This window comes from Flavobacterium sp. (assembly GCF_003525665.1).
Taxonomy (GTDB): domain Bacteria; phylum Bacteroidota; class Bacteroidia; order Flavobacteriales; family Flavobacteriaceae; genus Flavobacterium.
Genome location: NZ_DQDX01000015.1, coordinates 1 through 6,976 on the forward strand (window position 1 = coordinate 1; position 6,976 = coordinate 6,976).

General features: G+C 30.9%; 8 protein-coding genes. 3 read left to right on the forward strand and 5 right to left on the reverse strand.

What is annotated here, in order from left to right:
- The first annotated feature begins 117 nt into the window (after positions 1 to 117).
- The 3 genes from DIU01_RS00865 to DIU01_RS00875 all read left to right on the forward strand — a co-directional run bounded on the left by DIU01_RS00865 (position 118) and on the right by DIU01_RS00875 (position 3,820).
- A complete protein-coding gene (locus DIU01_RS00865; RefSeq protein WP_290831379.1) occupies positions 118 to 390 on the forward strand; it encodes a hypothetical protein in 273 nt (90 codons plus the stop codon).
- A 65-nt stretch (positions 391 to 455) separates the two neighbouring features.
- The gene (locus DIU01_RS00870) at positions 456 to 1,160 is read left to right on the forward strand and encodes a GLPGLI family protein (protein WP_290831380.1); all 705 of its coding nucleotides are present in this window, start codon (positions 456 to 458) and stop codon (positions 1,158 to 1,160) included.
- Positions 1,160 to 3,820, forward strand: coding sequence for a carboxypeptidase-like regulatory domain-containing protein (locus DIU01_RS00875; protein ID WP_290831381.1), 2,661 nt, complete (start codon positions 1,160 to 1,162; stop codon positions 3,818 to 3,820). The genes DIU01_RS00870 and DIU01_RS00875 overlap by 1 nt, the downstream gene beginning before the upstream one ends.
- A 53-nt stretch (positions 3,821 to 3,873) precedes the next feature.
- Here the strand turns inward: DIU01_RS00875 and DIU01_RS00880 are convergent, their stop codons facing one another.
- From DIU01_RS00880 to mltG, 5 genes are all read right to left on the reverse strand, one after another.
- Positions 3,874 to 4,509 carry a peptidoglycan-binding protein LysM gene (locus DIU01_RS00880; RefSeq protein WP_290831382.1) on the reverse strand — a complete coding sequence of 212 codons (636 nt, stop codon included), beginning with the start codon at positions 4,507 to 4,509 and terminating at the stop codon, positions 3,874 to 3,876.
- A gap of 98 nt (positions 4,510 to 4,607) precedes the next feature.
- Positions 4,608 to 5,525: a DUF2279 domain-containing protein gene (locus tag DIU01_RS00885; protein ID WP_290831383.1), complete on the reverse strand. Its 918-nt coding sequence runs from the start codon at positions 5,523 to 5,525 to the stop codon at positions 4,608 to 4,610.
- A 2-nt stretch (positions 5,526 to 5,527) separates the two neighbouring features.
- Positions 5,528 to 5,899, reverse strand: coding sequence for a PIN domain-containing protein (locus DIU01_RS00890; protein ID WP_290831384.1), 372 nt, complete (start codon positions 5,897 to 5,899; stop codon positions 5,528 to 5,530).
- The gene (locus tag DIU01_RS00895) at positions 5,886 to 6,053 is read right to left on the reverse strand and encodes a hypothetical protein (RefSeq protein ID WP_290831385.1); all 168 of its coding nucleotides are present in this window, start codon (positions 6,051 to 6,053) and stop codon (positions 5,886 to 5,888) included. Before DIU01_RS00895 ends, DIU01_RS00890 begins: the two co-directional genes overlap by 14 nt.
- A 57-nt stretch (positions 6,054 to 6,110) precedes the next feature.
- Positions 6,111 to 6,976, reverse strand: an 866-nt coding sequence (gene mltG / locus DIU01_RS00900) for an endolytic transglycosylase MltG (RefSeq protein ID WP_290831386.1), incomplete at its 5' end; no start/stop codon positions are given.

A 6,976-nucleotide genomic window follows, 5' to 3' on the forward strand; every position in this document is an offset into this window, starting at 1 on the left:
ACATAACTTGTTAAATTTTTGTTAATTTTATGAAAAATTTTGCGAAAACCATATTTTTTTTTTTCAATTTTACAATGGATAACCAACCAATTTTTATTAATTTTAAAATTTAAAAAAATGAAAAAAGTATTTTTTACAGCTATCGCAATGATAGCGTTTAGTAGTGCATCAATGGCAAATACAATTGCTGATGAAGAAGTTGTTGTAAACAACATTGAGAAAAAAGAAATAGTAGTTGAAAAAGAAGTAGTTGTTAAAAAGGATTGCGTAGCTCTTGCTTTGTTTGTGTTGGATGTTATGGAAACATTAAACGGTTCACAAACTTATAATGATATTCAAACTAGTAATATTATTCAAACTGCAATCTACAAGTGTGAAAAATCTAATTAATGTTTAATTATTAATAAAAAGGATGTAGTATGTAAAATGCGGCATCCTTTTTTAAAAATAAAAATATGAAATATACATATATAGTGCTCTTTTTTATATCATCTTTATTATTTTCACAAAATAAATCAGGAATAATAACTTATAAACAAATTCAAGCAATAAGTGAAGTAGATTCTACTAAATTCGATGCTGATGCTTTTAAAATAGCGATGGATATGACTAAAGCTATAAATAAATTAGAATTCAAGTTAGAATATAACTCTAAATATTCTAAATTCAGCATTGTTGATAAGTTAGAGAAAGATGATGCTAATGTAGGTTTGATGATGGCAAAAAGTGTTTTTGGAAGTGAAGTGTATTATTATAGTAATAAAGAAAAATATTTTATCAGAAGCAGTGATAATTCTCAGGTTAAACTTAAGGATTCTATGACTTGGAGTTTAACATCAGAAACTAAAGATATAAGTGGTTATACTTGCTATAAAGCAACTTCGGTTGATATTTTTACGAGTATGAATGGTATTGCTAAAAATGATATAGTTGCATGGTATTGTCCAAAAATACCTGTTAACTATGCGCCAGAAAAATTTAATGGTTTACCAGGTTTGGTTTTAGAATTAAGTATTGGAAATAGAACCTATGTCGCTAGTGAAATTAATTTTAAAAAGGAAGAAATTACTATAGATTTTCCAAAAGGTAAAGTTATTACAGAACAAGAAAATTCAGCAATTACAAAAGCAAAATTACAAGAAATGTTAAACAATCGATAATGAAATTTATTTTAGCCTTTGTATTATTCTTTTCTTTATTATCCCAATCCCAAACCTTAACAGGCGTTATCTCTGACGATATCAACAAACCACTTGAGTCAGCCAATATCATTGCCAAACCATTACAAGAAAAAGCTACTTTAAAATTTGCAATTGCAGATAATAAAGGTCGTTACCGTCTTGAATTGGAAACTAATGTAAAATATGAAATCACTGTTTCTTACATTGGTTACACCGAAGAAGTACTTATTCTAGAACCCAATTCTTCTCTAAAAACCTACGATTTCAAACTCAAACCAACTGGCGAAGTACTCAAAGAAATTGTAATTAAGCATGAGTACAAACCCATCGTTATTAAAAAAGATACGTTAACCTATGATATAAAAGCTTTTGCTAATGGCAACGAACGCAAGATGAAAGAAATTCTTGAAAAATTACCTGGTGTAGAAGTAGATAAAAAAGGCAACGTAACGGTTCAAGGTAAAAAAGTAACTAAAATGTTAGTTGAAGGTAAATCGTTTTTTGGTGGCGGTTCTAAACTGGCTGTAGAAAATATTCCTGCCGATGCTTTAGATAAAATTGAGGTAATAGATCACTTTAACGAAGTAGGTTTTATGAAACAAGTTTCCGACAGTGAAGACTTGGCAATGAATGTAAAACTGAAAGAAAATAAAAAGAAATTTGTTTTTGGAGATGTAGAAGCTGGCGTGGAAGTTGCCAACGATAACGGCTACAATTTAGCGCATGCTGGGTTGTTTTATTATGCTCCAAAAACCAACGTAAGCTTTATTGGTGACATTAATAACATTGGCAAAAGTACGTTTACCTTTGAAGATTTAATGCGTTTTCAAGGTGGCGTAAGTAGTTTTTTATCGGGTAGAAAATCGTTTACTAATTTGTATTCTTACACCAATGATAATACCGATGTCGTGGAGAATAAATCACAATTTGGTGCCTTAAATTTTAGTTTTGATGCTTCGTCCAAACTTGTTATTTCTGGTTTCGGGATATTCTCTAAAGTGTTTATGGCATCGCAAATAGAAACTAGAAATGAATACTTGCAAAACGCCGAAATAGCATTCGAAAATAAATCTCAAAACGACAACAATAAAACCTTACTCGGAATTGGAAATGTAAAACTCGATTATTCGCCCAATAAAAACGAAAAATGGTATTACAACGCACAATACCAGTCGAGTACAAATGACATTTTCAATACTATAAATTCGGCTACTAATTTGAATTCAAATACATTTGAAACCATTAGCACTGCCGATAATAACTCTGTAAAACAATATATAGAATGGCACAAAAGCCATAACGACAAACACACCACTACGCTTGTAGTAAATCATGCGTTTGAAAAAAACACGCCACAAAATCATTGGTTTACAGATGCGCCATTTTTAGCAGGATTAATTCCGTTAGAAAGTGATACCAATTACACCATTGAGCAAATTAAGAAAGTACAAAACAACAGTATTGATGCGTTGTTTAAACATTATTGGATTATAAATAACTTCAACCATTTGTACACCAATATTGGAAACAATTATGGAAGCTCAAGATTTGATACCTCAGAAAAGCAAATTTTAACGGATGGTTCTATCAATGATTTTTCGGATGCTAATTTTGGAAATAGCGTAAAATACAATTTAAACGACGCTTACATCGGATTAGAATACAAATTCAAAATAGGAAAATGGACTAACAAACCCGGATTGTATTTGCACAATTATCATCTAAAAACCAATCAATCAGGAACTGATTACACTATTTCTAAAACACTTTTTCAACCGCAATTTAATAGCGATTACGAGTTCAATAAATCGGAAAATTTAAATTTTGCTTATCGTTTAGCCAACACTTTTCCAGAAGTAAGTCAGCTTGCAAATCAATTTACACTGCAAAATTACAACTCGGTTTTTAAAGGAAATGCGTTGTTGCAAAACGAGCGTTTTCATTCGGCAAACTTGCGCTATTCTAAAATGAATATGTATCGCGGTGTAATGATTAACGGAATGTTGAGCTACAATAAAAAGGTAAAAACTACTAGAAATGAAATTCAAATTACAGGAATTAATCAATTCAATACTCCAATTTTAACCGATAATCCAGAAACCAATTGGCGATTTATGGGTTCGATAAGTAAAAAAATCTATCGTTTTAATTTGAAATTAGATTCAAATTTAGGATGGTTTAATTATGTTCAAACGGTAAATAATGTAACTACAACAAACGATAGAAACAATCAAAATGTTGGAGTAACTTTTAAAACTGCCTACAGAAAATGGCCCGATTTTAGCATCGGATACAACAAAGGTTTTAGTCAGTTTAACGGAATTACAAATTCAAAATACCAATCAGATGCTTTTAATTCTGATTTAGAAATTACTTTTTTAAAGTTTTTTACTTATAAATTTGAGTATGAAAATTTGAAAAATACTGACAACAACAATCAGTCTAATTATTTTGATGTAGCCAATACTTCTATTCGATATCAAAAGAAAAACAGTCCGTTTTGGTTTGAATTGTTTGCCAATAATTTATTCAATACAAATTCTAAAAACGATTATTCTTTCTCTGATTTTATAATTAGCAACAGACAAACATTTATACTTCCTAGAGTTTTTATGTTTAGTGTGAGTTATAAATTGTAATAAAAAAAAACATCAGCGTTAACTGATGTTTTTTGTTTTAAACTATAATCTGCTTATCTAACTTTTGGATTGCTATCGGCAACAATATTATGAGTTTCATAGCCGCCAAATTGCTTCATGTAACTTTTAATTGATGTTCCGTAGTTGTCTTTAACTTTTCGTTTTCCGTTAGATTCTAAGAACTTTCTAACCGAACCTGCGCCACCTAAATGCGCTGCCGCTAGAATTCCCGATTCTGTTATACGCACTCCATCGATCACTTTTCCTCTGTAAATTTTAATCTCTTCGCGAAGTTCCCATTTATTTTTTTTCAATAAAGCCACAAATGCTTTTTCTTGCATCTTTGGATTGTTTAAAAAATTCGCGCTATCCTTAATTCCGATGGATTCAAGAGTAGTTTTACCAAACTGGTATTTTCCTAAATATCCTAAAGAATTTACTTTATGGTATTTTCCTTGTGATTCTTTAAAAGCTAGCGCTTCTTTAAATCCAATGAAAAATTTTCCGGTAAAAGGTAATGAAAGATTAACGTAATCAGAAGTTTTTTCGGATGGGAATTGATATAACAATTCTTCGTCTGCATCCACATAAAACCATTGTTGATTTTGAGAATTTATTGGTTTGAAAGCCGTACTAATTAAACCAACTATCAGAATGATTCCTGTGTAATATGCCCATCTTTTTATCATAAATTGTTATTTCCAAGTGCTGTCACCATCTTGATATTGACAGTGCAAATATACAACTTAATTCTAAATAAAATTGATTATCAACTAGTTAAAGTTTTCTAAAAGTATAAAAAGTGAAATTTGGCATCGCCTAAAGACCTGATTTCAAAGGTTGGAGCAGGAATTTTGATTGTATTAAAAACAGAAAAAATAGTTTTTAAAATGTGAGAATTTGTCTTAATTTTTGTCAAATCGGCATCGAAACTTAGGTAAAATTGACGCGTTCTTTGCTGTTCTGGAAAGAAAATTGGGTTCACTAAATCGTCACTTCCGGTAACAATTCCTTCGCCTCCATAACCAACAGCAATGTTCAACCATTTTGGAATTTTGGAATTTTTAAAAAACGAGTGAATATTAGCCGAAAGCCAATAGGTTTGACCATTATAATCTTTAAAAAGTTGCTCCGAAACTGAACTACCAAGAACTTCTGGTCGTGCCGAAGCATATTTAGTAGTATGAAACGAAAATTTCGGAACAATGCGTTGTTCTTTCCAAGCCAATTCTTGTGAAACATACAAAGCAGTTCCGCCTGCATTTGCAGCAAAATCTCCTAAAGAAAATCCCCATTCTGACGAATATCCATCAAAAACTTCAACAGCAGAAAGAAAAACAAATCCTAAAGTAGAACCATAAATAAGCTGACTTTTTCTATCGCATCCACTCCATTTTAAAGCTTGTGCGCCAAAACTTCCTAAATGGTACGATGAATAAACGTGTCCAACTTTATCCATTTGCAACCATTGATCGTTATCATTTATAAAATGAAAATCAGATTTTGGATAATCGGCATACCAAAGCTGGTTTAAAGCGACCAATGCTCCAGTTGCCACAACAGCTTCTGAAATTACTAAACCATTTCTTCGTTGCTTGTTTAATGAATCGGATGGTTTTAAAAAGGAATCAATAGACGATTGCGAGAAAATTGACGTTGTGTTTATAAGAAAGAAAAATAATACTATTCCAAATCGACTAATCATGGTTAATTGTTTTCTAGGAAAATTAAATTCAACTCCTTCAGTACTTTAAAATCTGCATCGGCGGTAATAAATGGAATATTGTATTGAATTGCAGTTGCTGCAATAATTGCATCTGGTAATTTAATTTTATATTTCTGCTTTATTTGAATTGCATATTTTTTAATCTCAGTATTCATATCAATTACAAAACACTCATTAATAATGTTTTGGATATTTGACTTTTGAACTTTAGAAATACTGAAAACACCTAATAATTCCATTTCAGAAATGAACGAAATTCCAATATTGTAATCCAGAAAAGGTTCAACTATAGGATTTCCTTGAGAGGTAAATATTAAGAAATTAGTATCTGGTAAAAAATCAATCCCAGTCATTTCTTAACTTTTTTTGAATAGAAATGGCATCACCTTCAATTACATTTTTACCAAAAACATTTCTTAATGTTTTTTTTGATTTTGATTTAGTAAACTTCAATAGTATTTTTTCGACCTCAACTTTGGAAGTTTTACTCTTAATTATTACAGTCATAACAATACATTTTTATCAAAGTTACATTATTTTTTTAAAAGCAAGTCCTTTTTAACACTATCTATTTGTTCCTGTGCTATTTAACCAATCGGCATATTTTTTTGCATTAACCTGATGTTGTGCATAAGTTGAAGCAAATTCGTGGTATCCAAATTTTTCAACGCTTGCACAGAAATAGATATAATCATTATCATCTGGACTTAATACTGCATCAATTGCATCAATATCTGGCATCGCGATTGGTCCTGGTGGCAATCCCAAATTTACATACGTATTATATGGAGATGAAATGGTTAAATCGGCATAAAGCACTCTTTTTATCACTTGTTCAAAATCGTTGTCTCTAGATTTCACAGCATAAATTACTGTTGGATCGGCTTGCAATAACATTCCTTGCTCTAATCTATTTAGATAGACTTTTGCTACAACTGGACGTTCGCTTTTTTTAACGGTTTCTTTGTGAACAATTGATGCCAAGGTTATTACTTGAACTGGAGTTAATCCTAATCTTTTAGCTTTAGTTAATCGTTCTAATGTCCAGAATTTCTTGTATTCTTTTAGCATTTTATCACGAAATTTTTCGGCAGAAGTGTTCCAATAAAACTCATATGAATTTGGGATAAACATCGCAATTACGTTGTCTTTAGTAAATTGATTTTCTTCTAAAAATTTTGGATCTCTAAATGTCGCTAGCAATTTAGTTGTATCTGGTTCTATTTGTGAACTAATTCTAACGCAAAGATTTTCAAGACGTTCTTGATTGTTGAATGCCAATTTTACAGGAACATTTCGTCTTAATGAGGCAACAATTGCAAAATTTCCCATTCCTTTGGTAAGTAAAAAACGTCCTGGTTTTACATTGTCGTCGTACGAACGAAGATTTGCCATCAATTCAAATCCGCTTAATCCGTTTACGTATGGTG

Coding starts and splice junctions, on each gene's coding strand:
- DIU01_RS00890 (WP_290831384.1), bottom strand. CDS start 5,899: ATGACTGGGATTGATTTTTTACCAGATACTAATTTCTTAATATTTACC.
- DIU01_RS00875 (WP_290831381.1), top strand. CDS start 1,160: ATGAAATTTATTTTAGCCTTTGTATTATTCTTTTCTTTATTATCCCAA.
- DIU01_RS00885 (WP_290831383.1), bottom strand. CDS start 5,525: ATGATTAGTCGATTTGGAATAGTATTATTTTTCTTTCTTATAAACACA.
- DIU01_RS00880 (WP_290831382.1), bottom strand. CDS start 4,509: ATGATAAAAAGATGGGCATATTACACAGGAATCATTCTGATAGTTGGT.
- DIU01_RS00870 (WP_290831380.1), top strand. CDS start 456: ATGAAATATACATATATAGTGCTCTTTTTTATATCATCTTTATTATTT.
- DIU01_RS00865 (WP_290831379.1), top strand. CDS start 118: ATGAAAAAAGTATTTTTTACAGCTATCGCAATGATAGCGTTTAGTAGT.
- DIU01_RS00895 (WP_290831385.1), bottom strand. CDS start 6,053: ATGACTGTAATAATTAAGAGTAAAACTTCCAAAGTTGAGGTCGAAAAA.